This window comes from Streptomyces sp. ISL-87 (genome assembly GCF_018614095.1).
In the GTDB taxonomy this organism is placed as follows: domain Bacteria; phylum Actinomycetota; class Actinomycetes; order Streptomycetales; family Streptomycetaceae; genus Streptomyces.
In genome coordinates, this window is sequence record NZ_JAGGOY010000036.1 from 97,949 (window position 1) to 124,666 (window position 26,718).

Here is a 26,718-nt window from a genome sequence, read left to right on the forward strand (position 1 = left end):
CTGGAACTCACCTGATGGAGTGGCGGAGTTATTCACAATGGCCTCGTTGTCCACGGTTTTCGGGCAAGATCCACTTCTTTTTCCGGATCGCTGCACCGTGATTCCAGCCGCGAAGTCCGCGGCTCACGGATTTGCAGTGAGAAGGGGGCGGAGATCGTGTCCGGATCGAAGTCGTGTGAACTTCCTGAAGTCGCGCTTGCCGGCGGGGCCGGCTCGAAGGCCGGTGCGGGCGGTGCCCGGGCAGGCGGGCGGCCGCTGATCATCACCGAGGATCCTCTGCTGCTCGATGATCTGCTGCGGCTGTGCGCCGCCGCGGGCGCCGAACCTCATGTGCACCATGCGGTGCCGGAGCAAAGCGGGACCGGTGGTGGCGGGAGTGGCGAAGGAGCCGGCGAGGCCCGCGGGAGCGTCGGATGGGAGTCGGCGCCGCTCGTACTCGTCGGGGACGATGCGGCCCTTCGGGTGCGCGGCGCGCCGCGCCGGGACGGCGTATTCCTCGTCGGCCGGGACTTGGACGACCCCCTGGTGTGGCAGCGGGCGGTGGAGATCGGCGCCGAGGAGGTGCTCCGGCTCCCCGACGCCGAGAGCCGGCTCGTGGACCGCATCGCCGATGTGGTGGAAGGGGCCGGGAAACCCGCCCTCGCCGTCGGGGTGATCGGCGGCAGCGGCGGCGCAGGGGCCTCCACCCTCGCCTGCGCACTCGCCCTACGGGCCGCCCGAGCCGGGGAGCGGACCATCCTCATCGACGGTGATCCGCTCGGCGGTGGTATGGACGTACTGCTCGGGGGCGAGGGCGCCGAAGGGCTGCGCTGGCCGGACTTCGCCGCCTCGCGGGGCCGGGTTGGTGCCGGCGCGCTGGAGGAATCCCTTCCCGAACTGCACGCGCTGCGGGTGCTGAGCTGGGACCGGGGGGACCAGGTGGTGGTGCCGCCCGCCGCGATGAGGTCGGTGGTGGCGGCCGCCCGGCGCCGGGGCGGGGTCGTGGTGGTCGACCTGCCGCGCCGGGTGGATGAGGCCGTGGCCGAGGTGCTGACCCAGCTGGATCTGGTGCTGATGGTGGTCAGGGGCGAGCTGCGCGCCGTGGCCGCCGCGGGCCGGGTGGCGGCCGGGGTGCGCATGGTGGCCGAGGACGTCCGAGTCGTCGTACGGGGCCGCTGCCCGGGTGGGCTGGACTCAGAGGCGGTGGCCGGGCTGCTGGGGGTGCCGCTGGCCGGTGAGGTGCCGGTCGAGGTGGGGCTGCCGGGGCAGGTGGCCGAAGGGGAACCGCCGGGAGCGCGGGGGCGGGGCGCGCTGGCCCGGTTCTGCGACGGCTTCTGGCAGCGGGTGCTCGTCTCCGCCCCGGGGGTGCCGGCATGAGCGCCGTACTCCTGGACGCGGTGCGCCAGCGGCTCGCCGAGAGCGGGGCGGAGCCGACCCCGGCCAGGGTCGCGGCGGCGCTGCGGGCACAAGGCCGCCTGCTCGGGGACGCCGAAGTGCTGGGTGTGGCAGCCGAGTTACGGTCCGAGCTGGTCGGCGCGGGACCGTTGGAGGCGCTGCTCGCCGACCCGGAGGTCACCGATGTACTGGTGGCGGCCCCGGACCGGGTGTGGGTGGACCGCGGGGGTGGGCTCGAGCTGACCGGGGTGACCTTCGCGGACGGCGAGGCGGTGCGCAGACTCGCCCAGCGGCTCGCCGCGGTCGCGGGGCGGCGGCTGGACGATGCCCGGCCCTGGGTCGACGCCCGGATGCCGGACGGCACCCGGCTGCATGCGGTGCTGCCGCCCGTGGCGGTCGGGTCGGCGTGCCTCTCGCTGCGGGTGGTGCGGCCGAAGGCGTTCACGCTGGACGAGCTGGTCACCGCGGGAACACTGCCGCCGGGCGGACAGAAACTGCTCAAGGCGATGGTGGAGGCCCGGCTGTCGTTCCTCGTCTCCGGCGGGACCGGGACGGGGAAGACCACCCTGCTCAGCGCCCTGTTGGGGCTGGTCGGGCCCGGGGAGCGGATCGTGCTCGCCGAGGATTCGGCCGAGCTGCGCCCCGACCATCCACATGTGGTGCGGCTGGAGACCCGGCCGGCCAACCAGGAGGGGGCGGGCCTGGTCACCCTCGCGGATCTGGTCCGGCAGGCACTGCGGATGCGGCCGGACCGGCTGGTGGTCGGCGAGGTCCGGGGCGCCGAGGTGGCGGATCTCCTGGCCGCCTTGAACACCGGGCACGAAGGCGGCTGCGGCACCGTGCACGCGAACGCCGCCGCGCATGTCCCGGCCCGGCTGGAGGCGCTCGGGACGGCCGCGGGGCTCGACCGGGCGGCCCTGCACAGCCAGCTGGCGGCCGCGCTGACCTTGGTGGTCCACCTGGTCCGGGACCGCGACGGGCGCCGCCGGGTCGCCGAGGTGCATGTGCTGGAGCGGGATCCGGTGGGTCTGGTGGTCACGGTGCCGGCGCTGCGCTGGTCGGCGCGGGGGTTCGTACGGGAACGGGGCTGGGAGCGGCTGCGGCCGCTGATGGGGGGTGCGCGATGAGCGGGGGCGGGTCGGTGGTGTCGGTGCCGGTGTTCGCCGGGGTGTTGTGTGCCGGGGCAGCAGCCTGGGCGCTGGCCGGGGGCGATCAGGCTGCCCGGCGGGCCCGGGTGGTGCTGGCTGGGGGCGGGCCGGCGGTGTCGACCGGGCCGGTGCGCTGGGAGCGGCTGGTGATCGGTGTGCGGGTGCGGGCGGCCCGGTGGCGGGAGTGGGGCTGCCTCGGCGTGGGGCTGGTGGTCGCTCTGGCGGGCGGATCGGTGATCCCGGTGGTGCTGGGGGCGGCCGCGGTGCCTCTGGTGCGGCGATGGCTGCGGGTCCGGGAGCGGGAACGGGCCCGGACGGCCCGGGCCGCCGAGGTGGTGGCGCTGTGCGGCGCGGCGGTGGGGGAGCTGCGGGCAGGTGCGCAGCCCGGGCAGGCGCTGACCGCGGCGATACGGCGTACTGCTGCGGGTCCCGGCGGGCCGGGCGCCGCGGAGGCGGGGGTGCTGGCCGCGGCGGCGTTCGGCGGCGATGTGCCAGGGGCGCTGCGCCTGGCGGCCGGTGAGCCCGGCGCCGAGGGGCTGGCCGGGATGGCGGCCTGCTGGCGGGTCTCGGTGGACGGAGGCGCGGGGCTCGCCGCCGGACTGGACCGGCTGGAGGGGGCGTTGCGGGCCGAGCGGGACCGGCAGGAGTCGCTGCGGGCCCAGTTGGCGGGAGCCCGCTCGACGGCGGTGGTGCTCGCGCTGCTCCCGCTGGTGGGGTTGCTGATTGGCACCGGGCTCGGGGCGGATCCGCTGAGGGTGCTGCTGCACACCCCGATGGGGTGGGGCTGCCTGCTGGGGGGCGGGGTTCTGGAGGCGCTGGGCCTGCTGTGGTGCCGGCGGATCGTGCGAGCGGGGGAGCGGTGATGGGCGACCTGGTGGTCCACAGGGTGGGGATGGCGCTGTGCCTAGCGGTGGCGGCGCTGTGCTTGGTGTCGGCCGTGGCGGCGCGTCTGAGGGAGCGGTCCGCCCGGCGCAGGATCGTGGCGCTGCTGGGGGCCGAGCCGGCTCGGCGCGGGCCGGTGTTCGGCCTTCGGATACGGGGTGCGGTGCGGGGCTGGGCCGGGCCCGTCGGGGCGCTGCTGGCGGGCTGGGTACTGGCCGGCGGGGTGATGGGCCTGCTGATCGGGTGCGCGGCGGCGTTCGGGGTGCGGCGGTGGCTGGTCCGGGCACGTCCGCGGGCCGGGGTGGACCGGAGGGAGGCGGAGCGTCAGCTGCCGTTTGCCGCTGATCTGCTGGCGGCGTGCCTGGCGGCCGGCGCGGGCCCGGTGGAGGCGGCGGAAGTGGTGGGGGAGTCGCTGGGCGGCCCGGTGGGCGAGCGGCTTGCACTGGCCGGGGCGGAGCTGCGGCTCGGCGGCGAACCGGGGGCGGCGTGGGGGAGGTTGGCGGAGATACCGGGCGCCCGGGCCCTTGCGGAGTGCCTGGAACGGGCCGCTCGTACCGGGGCGCCGGCCGCGGAGCCCGTCTCCCGCATGGCGGCGGCCCTCCGGGAGGACCGCACCCGGCAGGCGGGCGCCCGGGCGCAGCGGGCGGCGGTGCTCGTCACCGCGCCGGTGGGGCTGTGTTTCCTCCCCGCTTTTCTCGCGGTGGGGGTGGCCCCGGTGATGATCGGTATGGCTTCCGGTCTCCTCTCGAACACCTGAAATCACATCAAGAACGTAAATCAACTGGAGGTTGACATGAGGATCATCTGGTTTCGTGTGCGGGCGGCGCTGAGCGGCCGTCGGAGCGATGCGGGGATGTCCACTTCGGAATACGCCATGGGCACGATCGCGGCGTGTGCGTTCGCGGCCGTTCTGTACAAGGTGGTGACGAGCGAGGTGGTGTCGACGGCGCTTCAGTCGACCATCGGGAAGGCGCTCGATGTGCCGTTCTGAGGGAAATCCTCGGGGAATGGGCGACCGGGGATATGTGACGGCCGAGGCGGCTCTGGTGATCCCGGCGCTGGTGCTGTTCGCGGCGCTGCTGGTGTGGGCGCTGATGGCGGCGGCCGGGCAGATCCGGTGTGTGGACGCGGCCCGGGCCGGCGCCAGGGCCGCGGCCCGGTCGGAGCCGCGGGAGGTGGTGGTGGAGGCGGCCCGGCTGGCCGCCCCGCCGGGGGCGGAGGTGGAGCTGGAGCGGACGGGCGACCTGTGGCGGGTCCGGGTGGCGGCGCCCGCGCCGGGGCCGGGCAGGCTGCCGGTGCGGCTCGGCGCGCAGGCGGTGGCCCTGGCCGAGGACAGCGTGGGGCCGCCGCCGTGAGCCGGGACCGGGGTTCGGCCACGGTCTGGGCGGCGCTGGTGGCCACGGTCCTGGGGGCGGTCTTCGGGGGCGTGCTCCTGCTCGGCCAGGCGGTGGTCGCCCGCCACCGCGCCGCGGCCGCCGCCGACCTGGCCGCCCTCGCCGCGGCGGCGACCTGGGCCCACGGCCCGGAGGCCGCCTGCGCCACGGCCCTCCGGGTCGCCCGGGCCCAAGGCGCGACCCTGACCGCATGCACCCTCCAGGGCGAGGTGTCCACCGTCACGGCCCGCGCCCCGACGGGCCCCTTCACCCCCACCATCACCGCCCGAGCAGGCCCCCCGGCGGAACCCGCCCCGCCTCGGTAGCCAGCCCGAAGCCCCGGCCGGGCTCCCGGACCCAGGGGCCGAGGGTGCGGCCGGACGGCCCGGCCAGGCGTGGTGGCTTCGGGCGCAGGGCGCTGTTGGCCCAGAGGCCCGGCCGGGCTGCCAGGCCGTAGACCTGGGGCTTGGTGCCGCCGGTCCGGAGATCTGCCGGGCTTGGTGCCGCCGGACTCAGGATGCCGGCAGGGCCGCGGATGCCGGCAGGGCCGGGGGCGCTGGCGGGGCCGCGGGCGCTGGCGGGGCTTGGGGTGCCGCCCGGCTCAGGGTGTCGGTGGGGTCGCGGGTGCTGGTGGGGCTTCGGAGAGGAGGCGGGTTAGGAGGCGGATGGCGCCGCGTTTGTGGAGGGGGTCGTTGCCGTTGCCGCATTTGGGGGACTGGATGCAGGAGGGGCAGCCGGCCTCGCATTCGCAGGCGGCGATCGCGTCGCGGGTCGCCGTGAGCCAGGCCCGGGCCGTGTGGAAGGCGCGTTCCGCGAAGCCGGCGCCGCCGGGGTGGCCGTCGTAGACGAAGACCGTCGGGAGGAGGGTGTCGGGGTGCAGCGGGACGGACACGCCGCCGATGTCCCAGCGATCGCAGGTGGCGAACAGCGGGAGCAGGCCGATGGAGGCGTGCTCGGCGGCATGCAGGGCGCCGCCGAGGATCTCCGGGTTGATCCGGGCCTCGTCGAGCTGGTCCTCGGTGACCGTCCACCACACGGCCCGGGTGCGCAGGGTGCGGGGCGGCAGGTCGAGTTTGGTCTCGCCCAGCACCTCGCCGGTGATCAGTTTGCGCCGCAGATAGGAGACGACCTGGTTGGTGACCTCGACGGAGCCGAAGCAGAGCCTGCCCTGACCCCAGGGGATCTCGGTGTCGGTCTCCAGGACGGAGATGGAGGTGGTGTCGCGGGCGGTGGTGGAGAAGGGCGGGCTGGCCTCCTCGACGAGGGCGACCGAGTCCTCCAGGTCCAGGTGCTTCACGAGGTACGTGCGGCCCTGGTGGAGGTGGACGGCGCCGTCGTGGACGGCGGTGTGCGCGGACGATTCGTCGACCGTGCCCAGCAGCCGGCCCGTGGCGGCCTCGACGATCTGTACCGGCCGGCCACCGCCGCCCCGGATGTCGGTCAGGTCCGAGGCCCGTTCCCGCCGGGTCCAGTGCCAGGCCGTGGCCCGGCGGCGGAGGAGTTTCGCCGCTTCCAGCTGAGGGAGGAGGTCGTGGGCGGCCGGGCCGAAGAGTGTGAGGTCCGTCTCGGTCAGCGGGAGCTCCGCCGCCGCCGCGCACAGGTGCGGGGCCAGGACGTACGGGTTGTCCGGGTCCAGGACGGTGGCCTCCACCGGCTGTCTGAAGAGCGCCTCGGGGTGGTGGACCAGGTAGGTGTCCAGCGGGTCGTCCCGGGCGATCAGGATGGCCAGGGCGCCCTGCCCGGAGCGCCCGGCCCGGCCGGCCTGCTGCCACAGGGAGGCCCGGGTGCCCGGGTAGCCGGTGATCAGGACGGCGTCCAGGCCGGAGACGTCCACGCCCAGCTCCAGGGCGCTGGTCGCGGCCAGGCCCAGCAGCTCGCCGGAGTGCAGGGCCCGCTCCAGGGCCCGGCGCTCTTCGGGCAGGTAGCCGCCCCGGTAGGCGGCCACGCGCGGCGGCAGCGAGCGGTCCACGGCGGCCAGCCGCTCCTGGGCGATCACGGAGATCAGCTCGGCGCCGCGCCGGGAACGGACGAAGGCGACCGTGCGGACGCCCTGGACGACCAGGTCGGTGAGGAGGTCGGCCGTCTCGGCGGTCGCGGTGCGCCTCACCGGGGCGCCCCGTTCGCCCTTGAGGTCGGTCAGCAGCGGCGGCTCCCACAGTGCGAAGACCACCTCGCCGCGCGGCGAGGCGTCGTCGGCGACCTCGGTGACCGGCACACCGGTCAGCCGGGACGCGGCGGCCGCCGGGTCGCTCGCGGTGGCCGAGGCCAGCAGGAAGACGGGCTCGGAGCCGTAGCGGGCGCACAGCCGCCGCAAACGCCGCAGCACCTGCGCCACATGGGATCCGAATACCCCCCGGTAGGTGTGGCACTCGTCGATGACGACGTAGCGCAGCGCCTTCAGGAACGAGGACCAGCGCGGGTGGGCCGGCAGGATCCCGCGGTGCAGCATGTCGGGGTTGGTCAGCACGTAGTTGGCGTACTGGCGTACCCATTCGCGTTCCTCGACGGGCGTGTCCCCGTCGTACACGGCGGGCCGCACCGCGTTTCCGAGCGGGGCGGCCAGTTCGCGTACGGCGCGCCGCTGGTCGGCCGCCAGGGCTTTGGTGGGGGCCAGGTACAGGGCGGTCACGCCCCGGCCGTTCGGGGCCTCAGCCCCGTCCGCGAGGGCGGAGAGCACGGGCGCGAGGTACGCCAGCGACTTGCCCGAGGCGGTGCCGGTGGCGACGACCACGGACTCGCCGTCCAGGGCGTGCTCGGCGGCCGCGGCCTGGTGTTCCCACGGATGGGCGATCCCCGCGGCCTGAATCGCGGCTACTACATCCGTTCGGATGCGGTCGGGCCAGACTGCATGACGGCCCTCCCGAGGGGGCAAGTGCTCCGTATGAGTGATGCGCGCAGCCCGGGAAAGCCCCCGTGAGAGCCGGTCCAGGACCACGCCTGGGGTGGGTCGCGGGTCCGCTGGGGCCGTGGGCGGACCGGGGCGGTGAGTATTGGCCATTGGAACCGAGTGTGTCACCGGCATGCGGGACAATGGGCCCAAGGCGTCGTGCGCGCCTGCCGGTAAGTGATTGAATGCCATCGCGGCAGCCGAACCCTCCTCTACCTTCAAGTGGGGAGGCCCCTGGGGGGCGCCGCTCGATAGCAAGGTGCTGGAGGATCCGTGGACCTGTCCCTGTCGACTCGCACTGTCGGCGACCGCACGGTCGTCGAGGTCGGTGGCGAGATTGATGTGTATACCGCGCCCAAGCTGCGCGAGCAGTTGGTCGAGTTGGTGAACGACGGCAGCTACCACCTGGTTGTCGACATGGAGCGAGTGGACTTCCTCGACTCCACAGGCCTTGGTGTGCTCGTGGGAGGCCTCAAGCGCGTCCGCGCTCACGAGGGCTCACTGCGCCTGGTGTGCAATCAGGAGCGCATCCTGAAGATCTTCCGTATCACCGGTCTCACCAAGGTGTTCCCGATCCACACCACAGTGGAAGACGCCGTCAACGCCACCGACTGACGGCGCCGGTAACCAAGGAGCGGGGGCACCGGGCCGTGGTCGGTCCGGGCCCCTGTCAAGGCACGCCTGTAGTCCGAGGGGGACGCGCATGGCCACCGTTGAACTGCGCTTCAGCGCCCAGCCCGAACACGTCCGGACGGCCCGCCTGGTCGCGGCCGCCGTGGCGCGCCGGGCCGGCGTGGAGGAAGCCGTGCTCGACGAGGTCCGCCTCGCCGTGGGTGAGGCCTGTTCGCGTGCCGTCGGGCTGCACCGCAGCAACGGGCTGACCGCGCCCGTCCGGGTGGTGCTGACCGAGGAGGAGAAGGTGTTCTCCATCGAGGTCGGCGACGAGCTGCCGGGACCGGCCGAAGCCGTGTCCGGCATCGCCGCCGTCCTGGACCCCGACATCGACGGCGAGGACGAGATGGGCCTCGCCGTGATCAGTGGGCTCGTCGACGACGTCGAGGTGACCACGGGGGAGTCCGGCGGGACCATCCGGATGAGCTGGCCCGTTTCCGGCACATCCGAGCTTCCGTAGCGCCGCCGCTCCGCGCGACCCCAGACCGGCCCGGGCCGGCCCAGACCACCCCGGGCCGCCCCAGACCACCCCGGGCCGCCCCCGGCCGCGCGATTTCCGCGCCCGCGCGCCTCGCCCCGTATCTTCTGATCATATTCAAGGCCCTGCTGAGCAGGGCCTTTTTCATGCCCTTCCCTCAACCTGCCAGGAATTGATCAAGCGTCAATGCCTTTGCACCATTACTACTTTCGGGGGTAATGAAGTGACGCGATCTATTGCTGAGGAGCAAGAGCAGGCCAATTCCGTTTCCCGCGTACTGTTTTGATCAGGTCGCGCTCCCTACAATCCGTCCACATCTTGAGCTCATCACGTCAAGGAGGACGAATGACGGGGCTCTTCACCCCTATCGCGCCGGATCGCACCACTGATCTGGCAGCCGCAGTACTCACCGATGACAATCGGCTCATCGTGATCGTCATTGCGGCCGTCGCACTCGCCGCACTCGTCGTCGCGCAGATCCTGGTCCGCCAGGTCCTCGCCGCCGACGAGGGCACCGACAGCATGAAGAAGATCGCCGCGGCCGTTCAGGAAGGCGCCAACGCCTATCTCGGCCGGCAGCTGCGCACCCTCGGCATCTTCGCCGTCGTGGTCTTCTTCCTGCTCTTCCTGCTCCCCGCCGACGACTGGTCGCAGCGGGCGGGCCGATCCGCCTTCTTCCTCGTCGGTGCGCTCTTCTCGGCGGCCACCGGCTACATCGGCATGCGGCTGGCGGTCCGCGCCAACGTCCGCGTCGCCGCCGCGGCCCGCGAGGCCACGCCCGCCGAGGGCGAACCCGCCAAGGACCTGACCGACGTGGCCCACAAGGCCATGAAGATCGCGTTCCGTACGGGCGGCGTGGTCGGCATGTTCACCGTCGGCCTGGGCCTGCTCGGCGCGTCCTGCGTCGTCCTGGTCTACGCCGCCGACGCGCCCAAGGTCCTGGAGGGCTTCGGCCTCGGCGCCGCACTGATCGCGATGTTCATGCGCGTCGGCGGCGGCATCTTCACCAAGGCCGCCGACGTGGGCGCCGACCTGGTCGGCAAGGTCGAGCAGGGCATTCCGGAGGACGATCCGCGCAATGCCGCGACCATCGCCGACAATGTGGGCGACAACGTCGGCGACTGCGCCGGAATGGCGGCCGACCTCTTCGAGTCGTACGCCGTCACGCTGGTGGCCGCGCTCATCCTCGGCAAGGCCGCCTTCGGCGACCTCGGCCTCGCCTTCCCGCTGATCGTCCCCGCCATCGGGGTCGTCACCGCGATGATCGGCATCTTCGCGGTCTCCCCGCGCCGCTCCGACCGCAGCGGAATGACCGCCATCAACCGCGGCTTCTTCATCTCCGCCGTGATCTCCCTGGTGCTGGTCGGGATCGCCGTCTTCGCGTACTTGCCGGCCACCTACAAGGAACTCGTCGGCGTCGAGGACGCCGCGATCTCGGGCCACTCCGGGGACCCCCGGATCCTGGCCGTCGTCGCCGTCGCCATCGGCATCGTGCTCGCGGCCCTGATCCAGCAGCTCACCGGCTACTTCACGGAGACCAACCGCCGTCCCGTCAGGGACATCGGCAAGTCCTCGCTGACCGGCGCGGCCACCGTCATCCTCGCCGGCATCTCGGTCGGCCTGGAGTCCGCCGTCTACACGGCGCTGCTCATCGGCCTCGGCGTCTACGGAGCGTTCCTGCTCGGCGGCACGTCGATCATGCTCGCGCTCTTCGCGGTGGCCCTGGCCGGCACCGGCCTGCTCACCACCGTCGGCGTCATCGTCGCCATGGACACCTTCGGCCCGGTCTCCGACAACGCCCAGGGCATCGCGGAGATGTCCGGTGACGTCCACGGCGCGGGCGCGCAGGTCCTGACCGACCTGGACGCGGTCGGCAACACCACCAAGGCCATCACCAAGGGCATCGCCATCGCCACCGCCGTGCTGGCCGCGGCCGCGCTGTTCGGCTCGTACAACGACGCCATCGCCAACGCGGTCAAGGAAGTCGGCGCCAAGGCCGGGGAGATGAACCTCAGCCTGGACATCGCCCAGCCCAACAACCTGGTCGGGCTGATCCTGGGCGCGGCCGTCGTGTTCCTGTTCTCGGGCCTGGCCATCAACGCCGTCTCCCGCTCCGCGGGCGCCGTGGTCTACGAGGTGCGCCGCCAGTTCCGCGAGCACCCCGGGATCATGGACTACTCCGAGAAGCCCGAGTACGGGCGCGTCGTGGACATCTGCACCAAGGACGCGCTGCGCGAGCTCGCCACGCCCGGCCTGCTCGCCGTACTCACGCCGATCGCGGTGGGCTTCTCGCTCGGGGTCGGCGCGCTCGGTTCGTTCCTCGCGGGAGCCATCGGCACCGGCACCCTGATGGCGGTCTTCCTCGCCAACTCCGGCGGCGCCTGGGACAACGCGAAGAAGCTCGTCGAGGACGGCCACCACGGCGGCAAGGGCAGCGCGGCCCACGAGGCGGTCGTCATCGGCGACACCGTCGGTGACCCGTTCAAGGACACCGCCGGTCCCGCGATCAACCCGCTGCTCAAGGTCATGAACCTGGTGGCGCTGCTGATCGCCCCGGCCGTCGTGCAGTTCAGCTACGGCGAAGACACCAGCGCGACCGTGCGCGCGATCGTGGCCGTCCTCGCGATCGCCGTCATCGTCGGCGCGGTGTACATCTCCAAGCGCCGCGGCATCGCGGTCGGCGACGAGGACGAGGGCGCGGCGGCCGAGCGGGTGGCCCAGCCGGCCGATCCGGCGGTGGTTTCCTGACCGTAGGAACCACCGGCTCGAAGATACGCCCGAACGGCGGACAGGCGGCGCGGACTGACGCGCCGTCTGTCCGCCTTTGTGCGTGGCCAGATGGCGGGCGTGTATCTTCCGGCCCAGAGCCTTTGAAGGGACCAATCCGGTGAACAAGAAGTTTGCGGCCGCAGTGTCCGGCGGTGCGGTACTGATGCTCGTCCTGTCCGGGTGCGGCGAGGACGACAGTGACAAGAAGGCCGAGGCCTGGGCCAAGAAGGTCTGCGACGCCTGGCAGCCAGAGCTTAAGAAGATCGAGACGGCGGACGCGGACATCAAGCGCGTGTCCACGGAGAGCAGCAAGCCCGAGGAGGTCCAGAAGACGGACTCCGAGGCCTTCCAGACCAAGTCCGACTCGTACAAGGCGTTGGCCGGCGCCCTGCAGGGGGCGGGGGTTCCGCCGGTCAAGGACGGCCAGGCGACGCAGGACGCCGCCGTGAAGGGCTTCCAGGACACCTCGAAGGGCTACGCCGACCTCAAGGCGAAGGTGGACGCCCTCGACCCCAAGGACCAGCTCAAGTTCGCCGATGGCCTGAAGGCCGTGGCCAACGGCCTCGCGGAGGCCTCCAAGGGCGGGCAGGATGCGCTCGACAAGCTCAAGACGGGCGGCCTGGACAAGGTGATGAACAACCAGAAGGGCTGCCAGGTCACCGTTCCCTCGCCGCCGAAGTAACGCCGCCTGCCGCTTCCGGCGTGGTACGTCGATCAGGGCGGCGCGGGATCCGAGACGGATCCCGCGCCGCCCTGACGCTTGCGCCCCTGACGCCGATGCGCCCTGGACGCCGATGCGGCGTGGACGGCGCACGGATTGTCGCCGCCAGCCGACACAATGGGCGTGTGAGTACCACCAGCCTTCCCTCGCCCGACCACGCCGCCGAGCTCCGCGCCGCCCTGCTCGCCGCCGGCTTCACCGCCGACGGGCTGCTCGACCTCCTCGGCGCCCCCGCCTACGCCGCGTTGGCCCGCAGCGAGACGGTCCCCGCGCTGCGCGCCACCCGCGGCCGCGCGGACGGCCCGCTCGCGGCCCTGGTCCGGCTGTTCCTGCTTCAGCAGCCCGTGCCGTACGCGGATGCCGCGGGCGCGCTGCCCGCCCCGGCCGCGCTCGCCGACGGCTGGCTGCGCCGGGAAGGCGAAGAGGTGTACGCCACCGTCGACGTGCGCCCGTACAGCGGCCCGGACGGCGAGGACTGGTTCATCGTCTCCGACCTCGGCTGCGCCGTCGGCGGGGCCGGCGGGATCGGCAGCCGCCAGGAGGGCGTGGTCCTCGGGGTCGGCGGCGCCTCCACCACCCTGGCCGGAATCACCGTCCGCATCCCGGTCGGCAGCGCGCTGGACCTCGGTACCGGATCCGGGATCCAGGCCCTGCACGCCGCCCAGCACGCCACCAGGGTCACCGCCACCGACGTCAACCCCCGGGCTCTGGAATTCACCCGTTTGACGTTGGCGCTGTCCGGGGCCCCCGAGGCCGAGCTGCTCACCGGGTCGCTCTTCGAACCGGTCGGCGAGGCCACGTACGACCTGATCGTGTCGAATCCGCCCTTCGTGATCTCCCCCGGTGCCCGCCTGACCTACCGGGACGGCGGCATGGGCGGCGACGACCTGTGCCGGACCCTGGTCCAGGAGGCCGGCGTGCACCTCAACCCCGGCGGGTACGCGCAGTTCCTGGGCAACTGGCAGCACGTGGACGGCGAGGACTGGCGCGACCGGGTGCGGTCCTGGGTGCCGCGCGGCTGCGACGCCTGGATCGTGCAGCGTGATGTGCAGGACGTCACGCAGTACGCGGAGCTGTGGCTGCGCGACGCGGGGGATCACCGCAGCGACCCGGCGGAGTACACGCGGCGGTACGAGGACTGGCTGGACGAGTTCGAGGCCCGCAAGACCAAGGCCGTCGGCTTCGGCTGGATCACCCTGCGCCGCACCGACGCGGCCGAGCCGTCGATCGTGGTCGAGGAGTGGCCGCACTCGGTGGAGCAGCCGCTCGGGGAGACCGTGCAGGCGCACTTCGCCCGGCAGGACTACCTGCGAGACCACGACGACGCGGCCCTGCTGGCCGGGCACTTTGTGCTGGCCGAGGAGGTCGTCCAGGAGCAGGTCGGCGCGCCCGGGGCGGAGGACCCGGAGCACGTGGTGCTCCGGCAGAACCGCGGGATGCGGCGCGCCACGAAGGTCGACACGGTCGGGGCGGGCTTCGCCGGAGTGTGCGACGGCTCACTCAGCGCGGGCCGGATCCTCGACGCGATCGCGCAACTGGTGCAGGAGGATCCGGTTGTCCTGCGCGACCGCACCCCGGAGGCGATCCGGATGCTCGTGGAGCAGGGTTTCCTGGAGCCGGTGACGGGTCCGTGACGGGCCCGTCACGGGTCCTGTGACGGGCTCCGCGGACCGGTCGACCCCTTGATGTAACCCGGGGTTCGCCTGGCGTATCCCTTGGGCTGACAGGCTCCCGGTCATCGGGATCCGGGGGGATCCCGAGAGCGGCCCGGGGGTAAGGGGAACGGCATGGAACGCGGTCCGGCGATCTTCGCGGCGACCGTGTTCCTGCTGTTCGGGGCGGCTCTGCTGGCCTGGACGGGCGCGCGCGTCCTGCACCGCGCGCCGGTGGCTGAGGGCGTGCGCCCCGTCGTGGCCGTGCCGGTGGCGGTACTGGCCGGCGGGGTGTCGCTGGCCCTCGGGGTGTGGTGCCTCGCGCGGCTCTGACGCGGGGGCACGAGCCGACGTAAATCCGGACGTCAGGCAGGGTGCGGGAGCGGGGCCAGACGGCCCTTTGGCCACTCGGCCCGGTGATCGGGACGGGTCCGGCGCGGTATCCGGGCGGCAGAAATGGCACTTGTCGGGTTACCGTTCGAGTGGCCGTTGCGGGCTTGTGCCGTTTGACACGGGGGCGGGTTGTACCGTCACACTCCGCAGCGTCGCCGTACCGCGACCGAGTGCCGACCGGAGAGAAGAGCCAAGTTGTCCCCGACTAGCGAGACCGCAAAGGGCGGCCGCCGACTCGTCATCGTCGAGTCCCCTGCCAAGGCGAAGACGATCAAGGGCTACCTCGGCCCGGGATACGTCGTCGAGGCGAGCGTCGGGCACATCCGCGACCTCCCCAGCGGCGCGGCCGAGGTTCCCGACAAGTACACCGGCGAGGTCCGCCGCCTCGGCGTGGACGTCGAGCACGACTTCCAGCCGATCTATGTGGTCAATGCGGACAAGAAGGCCCAGGTCAGGAAGCTCAAGGAGCTGCTGGCCGAGTCCGACGAACTCTTCCTCGCCACCGATGAGGACCGCGAGGGCGAAGCCATCGCGTGGCACCTCCAGGAAGTCCTCAAGCCCAAGGTCCCCGTCCACCGGATGGTCTTCCACGAGATCACCAAGGACGCGATCCGCGACGCCGTCGCCAACCCGCGCGAGCTGAACCAGCGCATGGTCGACGCCCAGGAGACCCGCCGCATCCTCGACCGCCTCTACGGCTACGAGGTCTCGCCGGTCCTGTGGAAGAAGGTCATGCCGAAGCTGTCGGCGGGCCGCGTCCAGTCGGTGGCCACCCGCCTCGTCGTCGAGCGGGAGCGCGAGCGCATCGCCTTCCGTTCCGCCGAGTACTGGGACCTGACCGGAACCTTCTCCACCGGGCGGGCCGGTGACGCGTCCGACCCCTCGACCCTGGTCGCCCGCCTGAACACGGTGGACGGCAAGCGCGTCGCTCAGGGCCGCGACTTCGGCTCGAACGGGCAGCTCAAGAGCGAGGTGCTGCACCTCGACGAGGCGAACGCGCGGGCCCTGGCCGCCGCGCTGGCGGACACCTCGTTCGCCGTCCGCTCGGTCGAGTCCAAGCCGTACCGCCGCTCCCCGTACGCCCCGTTCCGTACGACGACGCTCCAGCAGGAGGCCTCGCGCAAGCTCGGCTTCGGTGCGAAGGCGACGATGCAGGTGGCGCAGAAGCTGTACGAGAACGGCTTCATCACCTACATGCGTACGGACTCCACGACGCTCTCCGACACCGCGGTGACGGCGGCCCGTGCGCAGGTCACGCAGCTGTACGGGGCCGACTACCTGCCGGAGAAGCCGCGCACCTACGCGGGCAAGGTCAAGAACGCGCAGGAGGCGCACGAGGCGATCCGCCCCTCGGGTGATCGTTTCCGCACCCCGGCCGAGACGGGCCTGACCGGCGACCAGTTCCGCCTGTACGAGCTGATCTGGAAGCGGACCGTCGCCTCCCAGATGAAGGACGCGGTCGGCAACTCGGTGACGGTGAAGATCGCCGGCCGGGCGAGCGACGGCCGGGACGCGGAATTCACCGCCTCCGGCAAGACGATCACCTTCCACGGCTTCATGAAGGCCTACGTCGAGGGCGCGGACGACCCGAACGCCGAGCTCGACGACCGCGAGAAGCGGCTTCCGCAGGTCGCGGAGGGCGACGCGCTGTCGGCCGAGGAGATCACGGCGGACGGCCACTCGACCAAGCCGCCGGCCCGCTACACCGAGGCCTCGCTGGTCAAGGAGCTGGAGGAGCGGGAGATCGGCCGCCCGTCGACGTACGCGTCGATCATCGGCACGATCCTGGACCGCGGATACGTCTTCAAGAAGGGCACGGCGCTCGTGCCGTCCTTCCTGTCGTTCGCCGTGGTCAACCTGCTGGAGACGCACTTCGGGCGGCTCGTCGACTACGACTTCACCGCGAAGATGGAGGACGACCTCGACCGCATCGCGCGGGGCGAGGCGCAGTCCGTGCCGTGGCTGAAGCGGTTCTACTTCGGTGCGGAGGACGCGTCGGAGGTCGTACCGGCCGACGGCGACCACCTGGGCGGCCTGAAGGAGCTGGTCACGGACCTGGGCGCGATCGACGCCCGGGAGATCTCCTCCTTCCCGGTCGGCGAGGGCATCGTGCTGCGGGTCGGCCGCTACGGGCCGTACGTGGAGCGGGGCGAGAAGGACGCGGAAGGCCACCAGCGGGCCGACGTGCCGGAGGAACTGGCGCCGGACGAGCTGACGGTCGAGTACGCGGAGGAGCTGTTCGCGAAGCCGAGCGGCGAGTTCGAGCTGGGCACGGACCCGGTGAGCGGGAACGAGATCGTCGCGAAGGACGGCCGCTACGGGCCGTACGTGACGGAGATCCTGCCCGAGGGCACGCCGAAGACCGGCAAGAACGCGGTGAAGCCGCGGACGGCCTCGCTGTTCAAGTCGATGACGCTGGACACGGTCACTCTGGACGACGCGCTGCGCCTCATGTCGCTCCCGCGCGTGGTGGGCGTGGACGCGGAGGGCGTGGAGATCACGGCCCAGAACGGCCGGTACGGCCCGTACCTGAAGAAGGGCACGGACTCGCGGTCGCTGGAGACCGAGGACCAGCTGTTCTCGATCACGCTGGACGAGGCCCTGGCCATCTACGCGCAGCCGAAGCAGCGGGGCCGGGCGGCGGCCAAGCCGCCGCTGAAGGAACTGGGCACGGACCCGGTGAGCGAGAAGCCGGTGGTGGTCAAGGACGGCCGCTTCGGGCCGTACGTGACGGACGGCGAGACGAACGCGACGCTGCGGCGGGACGACGACGTCGAGACGATCACGCCGGAGCGGGGCTACGAGCTGCTCGCGGAGAAGCGGGCGAAGGGTCCGGCGAAGAAGACCGCGAAGAAGGCTCCCGCGAAGAAGGCCCCGGCCAAGAAGGCGACGGCCACGAAGGCGACGGCGACGAAGGCCGCTGCCGCGAAGAAGACGACGACGGCGAGCAAGACCGCTGCCGCGAAGAAGACGACGGCCAAGAAGACGGTGGCGAAGAAGGCTGCCGCCGTCCCGGCGACGCCGGACGAGTAGTCCCAGGCTGACCTGGTCGGGGCCCCGCGCACACTGCGCGGGGCCCCGACTGTTTTCGCGGTCGCGCCGCCGCTGCCGGGGGCCTGTTCCGGACCCGCGCCGGCGGGGCGGGGCGATGTTCCGCGCAGCGGCAGGCCTGCGACGATCCGGGGTTGTCCACAGGGCTCCGCAGTCGCCAAGCACAGCGGATAGGCTGGGCGGATGACGCGAGCCGAGCAGCCAACGGTCGTGACCGCCCCCGAGAACCCCACCTACGACGAAGCCCTGGCCGCGGACTCCCGCGAGCGAGCGGTGCGCGCACTGCTGCGCACCCCCAGGCTGCGCCGTCTGTGGAGCGCTCAGCTGGTGAGCGGCATCGGCGATGTCCTTGCCCTGCTGGTGCTGGTGCTCCTCGCACTTCAGGCAGCGGTCTCCGAAGACTCCTTCGGCGGCGGCTACCGCGGTGCGGCCCTGGCCGTCGCCGCCGTCTTCGGGGTCCGGATCCTCGCCACCCTGCTCTTCGGCGCCGTCCTGCTCGGCCCGCTGGCCAAGCTCACCGCTCCCGGCGGCAAGCTCGACCGCCGCTGGACGATGATCGGCGCCGACGGGGTCCGCCTCGGCCTCTTCGTCGTAGCCCCGCTCTGGCTCGACTGGATCCCGGCGCACGCGCTCACCGCCCTGCTGGCCACCGTGTTCGTCTCCGGTGCCGCCGAGCGGCTGTGGACCCTGGCCAAGGAGAGCGCGGCCCCCGCCCTGCTGCCCGTGCCGCCGCCGGAGGGGGCGACCGTACGCCCGCTCCCGGACCACCTGGACGCGCTGCGCCGGCTGACCCTCCGTACCGCCTTCGCGGCGATGCCCGCCGCGGCTGCCGCGCTGCTCGCCGCGACCCTGATCGGCAAGGCCCTCGGCCTCGGCGTCGACTGGTTCGCCGAGAACCAGGCGGCGCTCGGCTCGTACGTGGCCTCCGGCCTGTTCGCCGCGTCCGTCTCGCTGCTGCTTCCGCTGGTGCTGCCCGCGACGAAGACCCCGCGCCCCCGTTCCCCGCTGGAGGGCCTGCGGGCCCCCAAGGCGGGCGACCGGCCCGAGAAGGGCCGTACGGGAGTCATCCCGCTCCTCGTCCTGGCCTGCGCGGCAGTCGCCGGAGCGGTGGCCTCCGCCGCCGCCGTGGGCGTCCTGCACGCCTTCGACCTGGGCGGCGGCCCGGCGACGTTCGCCCTGCTCGTGCTGGCCCTCGTCGGTGGCACCGCTGCCGGAATCCGCGCCACCCAGGCCGGCAAGGTGCTGCCCGCCCTGTCCCGGCGCCGCCTGCTCGCCCTCGCCATAGCGGTGACCGGGCTGGCGCTTCTGCTGACCGGCCTGGTCCCGGACACCGCGACCGTGCTGTTCCTGTCACTGCTCGCCGGTATCGCCGCGGGCGTCGCGGCCAGCACCGGTCACACCCTGCTGGACCAGGAGACCGAGGAGTTCCGCCGGGCCCGGGTCACCGAGCACCTGCAAGCCGTCGTACGGGTGGCCGTCGGCATCGGGGCCCTCGCCGCCCCGGTCCTGGCCGCGGCGATCGGCCCGCACCGGCTGGCCGGCGGCGAGGTCGTCTTCGAGCACGGCGGGGCGGCCTTCACCCTGATGCTGGTCGGCGCGCTGCTGCTGCCCGTGGCCGTCGTCGTGCTGACCAAGGCCGACGACCGCAGCGGCGTCCCGCTGCGCCGGGACCTGCGCGAGGCGCTGCGCGGCGGGGAACCGGTGCAGGCGCCGTCCGAGACCGGTTTCTTCATCGCCCTGGAGGGCGGCGACGGGGCCGGCAAGTCCACCCAGGTGGAGGCGCTGGCCGACTGGATACGGGGCAAGGGCCATGAGGTCGTGGTGACGCGTGAGCCCGGGGCCACCCCGGTCGGCAAGCGGCTCCGCTCGATCCTGCTCGATGTGTCCTCGGCCGGGCTGTCGAACCGTGCCGAGGCGCTGCTGTACGCCGCCGACCGGGCGGAACACGTGGACACGGTGGTCCGGCCGGCCCTGGAGCGCGGGGCGGTGGTGATCTCCGACCGCTACATCGACTCCTCGGTGGCTTACCAGGGCGCCGGGCGCGATCTGTCCCCGACCGAGATCGCCCGTATCTCGCGCTGGGCCACCGACGGGCTCGTGCCGAACCTGACGGTGCTGCTCGACGTATCGCCGGAGGCGGCGCGGGAGCGCTTCACGGAGGCCCCGGACCGGCTGGAGTCGGAGCCGGCGGAGTTCCACCAGCGGGTGCGGGCCGGGTTCCTGACGCTGGCGGCGTCCGACCCCGGTCGCTACCTCGTGGTCGACGCCGGTCAGGACCCGGAATCGGTGAGCACGGTCGTACGCCACCGGCTGGACCGCATGCTTCCGCTCTCGGAGGCCGAGGTGGCCGCCCAGATCGAGGCCCGTCGGCTCGCCGAGGAGGAGGCGAAGCGCAGGGCCGAGGAAGAGGCGGCGCGCAAGGCCGAGGAGGAGCGGCTCCGGGCCGAGGAGGAAGCCCGTAAGGCCCGGGAGGCCGAGGAAGCCCGGATCAAGGCCGAGGCGGAGGCCGCCGAGGCGCGCCGGATCGCCGAAGAAGAGGCCGCCCGCAAGGCGGAGGAGGAGCGGCTGCGCGCCGCGGAGGAGGCCCGGGTCCGGGCCGAGGCCGAGCGGCTGCGCGCGGAGGCCGAGGAGAAGGCCCGCGCGCTCGAGGCGGAGCGGCTGCGCAGGCAGGCGGAGGAGGAGGCCCGGCTGCGGGCGGAGGCCGAGGAGCGCCGGCTGGAGAAGCAGCGGCGGGCCGAGGAGGCTCTGCTGAGGGCCGAGGAGGCCCGTCGGCTGGCGGAGGCCTCGGCGGCCGCTGCTGCCGCCAGGGCGGCGGCTTCGGCGGCTGCCGCTGCGGCAGCCTCGGCTCCGGGTGCGGCTGCGGCATTCCCGGCGTCTGCTCCGGCCCAGGGTCAGGCCCAGGCCCAGGGTCAGGCCCAGGCCCAGGGTCAGGGTCAGGCCCAGGCCCAGGCCCAGGGTCAGGCCCCTGCTCCGGCTGCGCCCCCGGCGCCTGCCCCGGCTACGCCCCCAACGCCTCCTTCGGATGCTGCCCAGACGCCGGCTGCGCCTGTGGCGCCCGCCCCGGCGCCCAAGGTCGGCATGCGGAAGGACCCGCACCCCGACGACGCCGTCACCGTTGAGACCCCGATGGCCAAGCGGGTCCTCCAGCCGGACGACGTCACCCAGACCGTCCCGGTGCCCCACGTCGACCCGGCGGCCGCCGCCGAGACCGCGGTGCTGCCGCCGGTCCGCGCGACTGGCCCGGCGGACGAGACGGCCGTGCTGCCGCCGGTTCGGCCGACCGGTCCCGCGGACGAGACCGCGGTGCTGCCGCCCGTTCGCCCGGCGGGTCCGGTGGACGAGACCGCGGTGCTGCCGCCGGTTCGTCCGGGTGGCGGGGACGCGCCTGGTGCACCGTCCATCCCGTCCGGCCCGGCCGCCCCGTCCGCGTCGGCCGGCCGGTCCGCGGCGCGGCCTACCGCGCGGCGGCCCGAGGAGAACCCGGCCGACCGGGTGCCGCCCGGCATCTTCCGGGACTCCGGCAACGACGCGACCCGCGAGCTCCCGCTCGTCGGGGACACCGGACGGCCGCGCCGGGCGCGCTCGGACTGGGCCGAGGAAACCCCGCTGGACGATCTGCCGAGCCTGGCGGACGAGCTGCTGGGCCCGCTCCGGGACGACGAGGACGACGAAGGCCGCCCGCGCCGCCGCTGACGGGACGGTTCGGGGATTGTCAGTGGAGCGCGCCACACTGTGAGCAGGCACGCACCGTGCGGATACGGCACGCACGGCAGGGACGGAACGGCGAGAGGCGGTGGGCGGGATGCCCGTATGGGACGACCTGGTGGGTCAGGAGCGCGTGCAGACGCAGCTGGCCGCCGCCGCCCGTGATGCCGACGCCCTGGTCACGGCTGTCACGAACGGGACCGCGCCGCCCGCCGGGTCCAAGATGACCCACGCCTGGCTGTTCACCGGGCCGCCCGGCTCCGGGCGGTCCACCGCCGCCCGGGCCTTCGCGGCCGCCCTCCAGTGCACCAGCCCCGACCGCGCCCTGGGCGGTGAACCGGGCTGCGGGTTCTGCGACGGCTGCCACACCACCCTGGTTGGCACGCACGCCGATGTGGAGATCGTCCGTACCGATCTGCTGTCCATCGGTGTGAAGGAGACCCGCGCCCTGGTCCGCCGGGCCCAGCTGTCCCCGGCCGTCGGGCGCTGGCAGGTCATCGTCCTGGAGGACGCCGACCGGCTCACCGAGGGCGCCGGCAATGTACTGCTCAAGGCCGTGGAGGAGCCCGCTCCGCGGACCGTGTGGCTGCTGTGCGCGCCCTCGCTGGAGGATGTGCTGCCCACCATCCGCTCCCGCTGTCGGCATCTGACCCTGCGCACCCCGCCCGTCGCCGCCGTCGCGGATGTGCTGGTCCGGCGCGACGGCATCGAGCCTTCCGTCGCCGCGGCCGCCGCCCGCGCGACCCAGGGGCACATCGGCCGGGCCCGCCGGCTGGCCACCGACGAGGCCGCCCGGTCCCGCCGGGCCGCCGTGCTGAGGGTCCCGCTCCGCGTCGATGACGTGGGCGGCTGCCTCAAGGCCGCACAGGAGCTCGTCGACACCGCCGCCGAGGACGCCAAGCAGGTCGCGGAGGAGGTCGACACCAAGGAGACCGAGGAGCTGCGGGCCGCGCTCGGCGCCGCCGCGGGCACCGGGGGCCGGATGCCGCGGGGCACGGCGGGCGTGATGAAGGAGCTGGAGGACCGGCAGAAGCGCCGTCGCACCCGGACCCAGCGCGACAGCCTCGATTTGGCCCTGACCGACCTGACCGGTTTCTACCGGGACGTGCTGGCGCTCCAGCTCGGCTCGGGCCTGGCCATCGCGAACGAGGAGATACGCCCGGACCTCGACCGGATCGCCCGCGCCTCGGGTCCCGAGCGCACGTTGCGACGTATCGAGGCGATCATCGCGTGCCGGGATGCCCTCGACCGGAATGTGGCCCCGCTCCTCGCGGTCGAGGCCATGACGATGTCCCTCCGGGCGGGCTGACCCCGGTCGGCCGTCCTGCTCCGGTTGACGGGTTCACACGTACGAGCGGTCCGGTGAGGCCGCCGGGGACGGGGCCGGTCCGCGCGCGGTGCCGGTCGGACCCCGGTCGGCGGTCGGCCGCCCGGGGCCGGGTCCGCCGAACGGGCGGCCTGGCCAGGCCGTAGTCTCCAAGCATGGACACCAGTCGCCTGCTGCGTACCACCGGGACCGTGATCGCAGCCGCCGGGCTGCTGCTGTCCGGGTGCACCTCGGGCGGTTCGGGAGGACCCCGGGCCGCCGCATCCCCCACCGGGCCCGCGTCTTCCGACGGGCCAGGGCCCTCGGCCGCGCCGGGTGCGGTCCCGGCCGGCCTCCGCTCGTACTACGCCCAGAAGCTGAGCTGGCACGACTGCGGTGTCCCCGGGTTCCAGTGCGCCACGATGAAGGCCCCGCTGGACTACGCGAAGCCCGCCTCCGGCCAGGACATCGATCTCGCGGTGGCGCGCCGCCAGGCCACCGGCCCCGGCAAGCGGCTCGGTTCCCTCGTGGTCAACCCGGGCGGACCCGGCGGCTCCGGCATCGGGTACCTCCAGGCGTACGCGGGCATCGGCTACCCGGAGCCCGTCCGAGCCCGCTACGACATGGTGTCCTTCGACCCGCGCGGGGTGGACCGCAGCAGCCCTGTCGAGTGCCTGACCGGCCAGGCCATGGACAAGTACACGCAGGTGGACCAGACCCCGGACAACCCGGCGGAGCAGGCCGAGCTGGTGAAGGCCTTCAAGGAGTTCGCGACCGGCTGCCAGGCGCGCTCGAAGCGGATCCTGCCGCACGTGTCCACCGTTGACGCCGCCCGAGACATGGACATGTTCCGCGCGGTGCTGGGCGACGAGAAGCTGAACTACGTCGGAGCCTCGTACGGCACCTTCCTCGGGGCGACGTACGCAGACCTCTTCCCGGGCCGGGTCGGCCGCCTCGTCCTGGACGGTGCGATGGACCCCTCCCGTCCGGCCCTCGAACTGAACCGGGACCAGACGGAGGGCTTCGAGACGGCGTTCCGCTCCTTCGCCAAGGACTGCGCGAAGCAGCCGGACTGCCCGCTCGGCCAGGGCGGCCCGGACGCGGTGGCCGAGCGGCTGAAGGAGTTCTTCCGCAAGGTCGACGCCCAGCCCGTGCCCACCGGCGAGGCCGCCCGACCGCTCGGCGAGTCCCTCGCGACCACCGGGGTGATCGCCGCGCTGTACGACGAGACCGCGTGGCCGCAGCTGCGGGAGGCCCTCACCTCGGCGATGAACGGCGACGGCTCCGGGCTGCTGGGCCTGGCCGACAGCTACTACGAGCGCGAGGCCGACGGCAAGTACGCCAACCTGATGTCCGCGAACGCCGCCGTCAACTGCCTTGACCAGCCCCCGGCCTTCACCGGTCCCGAGGCGGTCAACGCGGCGCTGCCCTCCTTCGAGAAGGCCTCCCCGGTCTTCGGAGCGGGCCTTGCCTGGGCCTCGCTGAACTGCACGTACTGGCCGGTGAAGGCCACGGGAGCGGCGCGCCCGCTGACCGCGAAGGGCGCTGCGCCGATCGTGGTGGTGGGCACGGTCCGCGACCCGGCGACGCCGTACAAGTGGGCGCAGGCGCTGGCGGGCCAGCTCGACTCGGGCACCCTGCTCACGTACGACGGCGACGGGCACACGGCGTACGGCCGGGGCAGCGACTGCATCGACAGTGCGATCAACCGCTACCTGCTGGAGGGCACGCCCCCGGCGGACGGCAAGCGCTGCTGACGGGCATGGCCCCGGCTCTAATGCCCTGACCCGGTGGCCTCGAACTCCTTGGGCACCATCCACACCACGAGCACCAGCACCGCGGCCGCGATGCCGAGGGACATGTACGAGGTGGTGGTCAGGGCGCTGTCGAAGGCGTCCCGGGCCCGTTCCAGGAGCCTCGTGCCCTCGGCGGCCGGCAGCCGCTCGGCGAACTCCTTCGCCCCGCCGATCGATTCGGCGGCCTGGGCCGGGGTGCCCGACATGTGCCGGGCGAATGCGGCCGCGTGGACGGACCCGAGCAGGGCCACGCCGAGGCCCACGCCGAGCTCGTACGAGGTCTCGGACACGGCGCCGGCCTGCCCCGCGCGCTCCGCCGGGACCGCCGAGACCAGCACGGAGGCGGCGGTGGTGACGGCTAGGCCGTCGCCGAACCCGACGGTGACCAGGAACACCGCGACGTAGGCGTACGAGGTCGGCTGCGGGGCCAGCGCCAGCAGGGTGAAGCCGGCCACGAGAGCGGCCAGCCCGAGGGCCATCGAGGCGCGCACGCCGATCCGGTGCATCAGCATCGGCGCCAGCAGGGAGCTGACCAGCATGGCGAGGGCGGTGGGCAGGGTGCGCAGGCCGGCCTCGAAGGGGGTGTAGCCGTGGACGTACTGGAGCCACAGCGACACCAGGAACAGCGCGGCGCCTGCGGCGAGCATGGCCATCAGGGTGGTGAGCGCGGCGGCGGTGAAGGGCCGGTTCAGGAAGAGCCGTACGTCGAGCAGCGGATCTTTGAGCTTCAGCTGGCGTAGGGCGAACCAGGCGAGCAGCCCGATCCCGGCCGCGAGGATCAGTAGATCGACAGCCCCCGGGCCGCCCTTGGCGACGTGCTTGATCCCCCAGGCCAGGGCCACGACGCCGACGACGGAGAGCAGCGCGCTGACCACGTCGAGGGCGTGGCTGCCGGGGTCCTTGAACTCGGGCAGCAGCCAGATGCCGGCGACGACGGTGATGACGACGACGGGGACGTTGACCCAGAAGGCCGCGGCCCAGCCGTACTGCTCGACCAGCAGCCCGCCGATGAGCGGCCCGATGGCGGCGCCGGCACCGGCCACGGCGGCCCAGATCCCGATCGCGCGGGCACGCTCGCGGGGGTCGGTGAAGATGTTCCGGATCAGCGAGAGCGTGGACGGCATCACCATCGCCCCGCCGATGCCGAGCAGCACGCGCCCGGCGATGAGCTGGGTGGAGCTCCCGGCGGTGGCGGCGATCACCGAAGCCACGCCGAAGAGCACGAAGCCGATGAGGAACAGCTTCTTGCGCCCGAAGCGGTCGCCGACGGCACCGGTGGTGACGAGCAGCCCGCCGAGCACCAGCCCGTAGATGTCGATGATCCACAACTGCTGCAGAGCGGTGGGCCGCAGGTCGTCGATGAGGGAGGGGAGCGCGACGTTCAGGATGGTGGCGTCCATCGCCACCAGCAGCAGACTGGCGCACAGCACAGCGAGCATCGCCCAACGCCCGGACCCGGACGTCGAAGGGCGCTCCGCGGCGGGGCCTGTGTGATTCACGGCTCGGGCCACGGGATATTCCATCCCTTCGGGGGCAGCACAGAAGAACGACGTGCCCGAAACATCACGTCTGCCCCAGTATGAGGCCCATTCGCACCCCCTGCACAACCCGGTTCAGGGCACCCGGATTCACCCTGTAGACTTGGCGCCGCTGCTGATGAGCGCCTCCCTCACCCGGAAGACGTCTCTCCGCAGCGGTGCCGCCTTAGCTCAGTTGGCCAGAGCAACGCACTCGTAATGCGTAGGTCTCGGGTTCGAATCCCGAAGGCGGCTCTGTAGAAGCCCCAGGATTCTCACTCGCCGTGACCTGGGGCTTTTGCTATTTCCGGGGCCTGTCAGCGCACACCGCATCTGGGGTACGGGACCCCGTGCGTGAGCGCCGGATGCGGGAATTGTGTCGGGATCACCGGCCGACTCCAGGAGGCCGTCTCGCTCCAGGCGGTCAAGCGCATCGCCCGTGGTGCCGGGTGGCTTTCGCCAGGAGTCGGCGATCTGTTGGGCGGCGGCGAAGACCCGCTGTCGATCGAGATTGATCTGGGCCAGAACGAAGTCGTCGGCGGAGACGGCTTCGACGTTCCGTGCCTCCAGTGTCGCGTTGGGAAGCGCCACCCCGCCCCTGGATGCACGGTCAGTGCGTATGCCGGCGGACTGCGTCGAGGAGATGGTCGAGGTCGGCGAGGGTGTGGGAGAAGGAGGTGACCGGACGGTTCCCGGCTTCCAGCGGTCGTGGTGCAAGGGGCAGCCCTCTGCGCGGAGGTGTTCGGTGACGCCCAAAGGCCTTGCCGGCGGCCTGATGCCGGTCGCCGTAGCGTCGCCCACGGACGGGAACCCCCGTCCGTGGGAGGATCGGCCAGTAGATTCAGCGGACTCTTGTGAGGAACCCCGGGCCTTCAGGACTCCGTTGGGAAATCCGTGAAACGGCTTCGTTGACTCGTCGGGGTCGGCATGATCGTTCTGTTCGTCGGAGCGAGGGGTGGGCTGGGTGTCGTTGGAGTCTCGGGATGACCGTGGG

General features: G+C 72.9%; 19 protein-coding genes and 1 tRNA gene. 18 read left to right on the forward strand and 2 right to left on the reverse strand.

What is annotated here, in order from left to right:
* The first annotated feature begins 255 nt into the window (after positions 1-255).
* Genes ssd through J7I97_RS14245 form a run of 7 tightly spaced genes read left to right on the forward strand, consistent with a single transcriptional unit; the run spans position 256 to position 5,103 of the window.
* Positions 256-1,356 (forward strand): septum site-determining protein Ssd, encoded by a 1,101-nt coding sequence (gene ssd, locus J7I97_RS14215; protein ID WP_251058805.1) that lies wholly within the window; start codon positions 256-258, stop codon positions 1,354-1,356.
* Positions 1,353-2,501: a TadA family conjugal transfer-associated ATPase gene (locus J7I97_RS14220; RefSeq protein WP_214934696.1), complete on the forward strand. Its 1,149-nt coding sequence runs from the start codon at positions 1,353-1,355 to the stop codon at positions 2,499-2,501. Before ssd ends, J7I97_RS14220 begins: the two co-directional genes overlap by 4 nt.
* Positions 2,498-3,385: a type II secretion system F family protein gene (locus J7I97_RS14225; RefSeq protein ID WP_214934698.1), complete on the forward strand. Its 888-nt coding sequence runs from the start codon at positions 2,498-2,500 to the stop codon at positions 3,383-3,385. The genes J7I97_RS14220 and J7I97_RS14225 overlap by 4 nt, the downstream gene beginning before the upstream one ends.
* Positions 3,385-4,161, forward strand: coding sequence for a type II secretion system F family protein (locus J7I97_RS14230; protein WP_214934700.1), 777 nt, complete (start codon positions 3,385-3,387; stop codon positions 4,159-4,161). The genes J7I97_RS14225 and J7I97_RS14230 overlap by 1 nt, the downstream gene beginning before the upstream one ends.
* Before the next feature lie 36 nt (positions 4,162-4,197).
* Positions 4,198-4,395, forward strand: a complete 198-nt coding sequence (locus J7I97_RS14235) for a DUF4244 domain-containing protein (protein WP_123079769.1) — start codon at positions 4,198-4,200, stop codon at positions 4,393-4,395.
* A complete protein-coding gene (locus tag J7I97_RS14240; protein WP_214934702.1) occupies positions 4,382-4,759 on the forward strand; it encodes a TadE family type IV pilus minor pilin in 378 nt (125 codons plus the stop codon). The genes J7I97_RS14235 and J7I97_RS14240 overlap by 14 nt, the downstream gene beginning before the upstream one ends.
* Positions 4,756-5,103 (forward strand): Rv3654c family TadE-like protein, encoded by a 348-nt coding sequence (locus tag J7I97_RS14245; protein WP_214934704.1) that lies wholly within the window; start codon positions 4,756-4,758, stop codon positions 5,101-5,103. The genes J7I97_RS14240 and J7I97_RS14245 overlap by 4 nt, the downstream gene beginning before the upstream one ends.
* Positions 5,104-5,378: 275 nt before the next feature.
* Here J7I97_RS14245 and J7I97_RS14250 read toward each other — a convergent pair whose 3' ends face one another.
* Positions 5,379-7,856 (reverse strand): DEAD/DEAH box helicase, encoded by a 2,478-nt coding sequence (locus tag J7I97_RS14250; protein ID WP_214934706.1) that lies wholly within the window; start codon positions 7,854-7,856, stop codon positions 5,379-5,381.
* A gap of 81 nt (positions 7,857-7,937) precedes the next feature.
* Between J7I97_RS14250 and bldG the strand changes: the two genes are divergently transcribed.
* From bldG to J7I97_RS14300, 10 genes are all read left to right on the forward strand, one after another.
* Positions 7,938-8,279: an anti-sigma factor antagonist BldG gene (bldG, locus tag J7I97_RS14255; protein WP_008743037.1), complete on the forward strand. Its 342-nt coding sequence runs from the start codon at positions 7,938-7,940 to the stop codon at positions 8,277-8,279.
* Positions 8,280-8,367: 88 nt separating this feature from the next.
* The gene (locus J7I97_RS14260) at positions 8,368-8,796 is read left to right on the forward strand and encodes an ATP-binding protein (RefSeq protein ID WP_214934708.1); all 429 of its coding nucleotides are present in this window, start codon (positions 8,368-8,370) and stop codon (positions 8,794-8,796) included.
* Between the two features lie 363 nt (positions 8,797-9,159).
* On the forward strand, positions 9,160-11,562 hold the full coding sequence (locus J7I97_RS14265; RefSeq protein WP_214934710.1) for a sodium-translocating pyrophosphatase: 2,403 nt from the start codon (positions 9,160-9,162) through the stop codon (positions 11,560-11,562).
* Between the two features lie 139 nt (positions 11,563-11,701).
* Positions 11,702-12,265 (forward strand): small secreted protein, encoded by a 564-nt coding sequence (locus tag J7I97_RS14270; protein ID WP_214934712.1) that lies wholly within the window; start codon positions 11,702-11,704, stop codon positions 12,263-12,265.
* Positions 12,266-12,429: 164 nt separating this feature from the next.
* A complete protein-coding gene (locus tag J7I97_RS14275) occupies positions 12,430-13,938 on the forward strand; it encodes a class I SAM-dependent methyltransferase (protein WP_214934714.1) in 1,509 nt (502 codons plus the stop codon).
* Positions 13,939-14,091: 153 nt separating this feature from the next.
* Positions 14,092-14,289: a hypothetical protein gene (locus tag J7I97_RS14280; protein WP_214934716.1), complete on the forward strand. Its 198-nt coding sequence runs from the start codon at positions 14,092-14,094 to the stop codon at positions 14,287-14,289.
* 255 nt (positions 14,290-14,544) lie between these two features.
* Positions 14,545-17,382 (forward strand): type I DNA topoisomerase, encoded by a 2,838-nt coding sequence (gene topA, locus J7I97_RS14285; protein WP_214934718.1) that lies wholly within the window; start codon positions 14,545-14,547, stop codon positions 17,380-17,382.
* Between the two features lie 201 nt (positions 17,383-17,583).
* The gene (gene tmk / locus J7I97_RS14290) at positions 17,584-21,093 is read left to right on the forward strand and encodes a dTMP kinase (RefSeq protein WP_214934720.1); all 3,510 of its coding nucleotides are present in this window, start codon (positions 17,584-17,586) and stop codon (positions 21,091-21,093) included.
* A 109-nt stretch (positions 21,094-21,202) separates the two neighbouring features.
* Positions 21,203-22,414: a DNA polymerase III subunit delta' gene (locus tag J7I97_RS14295; RefSeq protein WP_214934721.1), complete on the forward strand. Its 1,212-nt coding sequence runs from the start codon at positions 21,203-21,205 to the stop codon at positions 22,412-22,414.
* Positions 22,415-22,587: 173 nt separating this feature from the next.
* Positions 22,588-24,168, forward strand: a complete 1,581-nt coding sequence (locus J7I97_RS14300; protein ID WP_214934722.1) for an alpha/beta hydrolase — start codon at positions 22,588-22,590, stop codon at positions 24,166-24,168.
* Positions 24,169-24,185: 17 nt separating this feature from the next.
* Here J7I97_RS14300 and J7I97_RS14305 read toward each other — a convergent pair whose 3' ends face one another.
* Positions 24,186-25,646 (reverse strand): MFS transporter, encoded by a 1,461-nt coding sequence (locus J7I97_RS14305; protein WP_214934724.1) that lies wholly within the window; start codon positions 25,644-25,646, stop codon positions 24,186-24,188.
* A gap of 259 nt (positions 25,647-25,905) precedes the next feature.
* Between J7I97_RS14305 and J7I97_RS14310 the strand changes: the two genes are divergently transcribed.
* Positions 25,906-25,979 (forward strand) — tRNA-Thr (locus tag J7I97_RS14310).
* The last annotated feature ends 739 nt before the right edge of the window (positions 25,980-26,718 follow it).

Excerpts from the sequence above, each read along its gene's own strand:
- J7I97_RS14220 (WP_214934696.1), top strand. The coding sequence starts at position 1,353 with ATGAGCGCCGTACTCCTGGACGCGGTGCGCCAGCGGCTCGCCGAGAGC.
- J7I97_RS14225 (WP_214934698.1), top strand. The coding sequence starts at position 2,498 with ATGAGCGGGGGCGGGTCGGTGGTGTCGGTGCCGGTGTTCGCCGGGGTG.
- J7I97_RS14230 (WP_214934700.1), top strand. The coding sequence starts at position 3,385 with ATGGGCGACCTGGTGGTCCACAGGGTGGGGATGGCGCTGTGCCTAGCG.
- J7I97_RS14235 (WP_123079769.1), top strand. The coding sequence starts at position 4,198 with ATGAGGATCATCTGGTTTCGTGTGCGGGCGGCGCTGAGCGGCCGTCGG.
- J7I97_RS14240 (WP_214934702.1), top strand. The coding sequence starts at position 4,382 with ATGTGCCGTTCTGAGGGAAATCCTCGGGGAATGGGCGACCGGGGATAT.
- J7I97_RS14250 (WP_214934706.1), bottom strand. The coding sequence starts at position 7,856 with ATGGCATTCAATCACTTACCGGCAGGCGCGCACGACGCCTTGGGCCCA.
- J7I97_RS14260 (WP_214934708.1), top strand. The coding sequence starts at position 8,368 with ATGGCCACCGTTGAACTGCGCTTCAGCGCCCAGCCCGAACACGTCCGG.
- J7I97_RS14265 (WP_214934710.1), top strand. The coding sequence starts at position 9,160 with ATGACGGGGCTCTTCACCCCTATCGCGCCGGATCGCACCACTGATCTG.
- J7I97_RS14280 (WP_214934716.1), top strand. The coding sequence starts at position 14,092 with ATGGAACGCGGTCCGGCGATCTTCGCGGCGACCGTGTTCCTGCTGTTC.
- tmk (WP_214934720.1), top strand. The coding sequence starts at position 17,584 with ATGACGCGAGCCGAGCAGCCAACGGTCGTGACCGCCCCCGAGAACCCC.
- J7I97_RS14295 (WP_214934721.1), top strand. The coding sequence starts at position 21,203 with ATGCCCGTATGGGACGACCTGGTGGGTCAGGAGCGCGTGCAGACGCAG.
- J7I97_RS14300 (WP_214934722.1), top strand. The coding sequence starts at position 22,588 with ATGGACACCAGTCGCCTGCTGCGTACCACCGGGACCGTGATCGCAGCC.
- J7I97_RS14305 (WP_214934724.1), bottom strand. The coding sequence starts at position 25,646 with ATGCTCGCTGTGCTGTGCGCCAGTCTGCTGCTGGTGGCGATGGACGCC.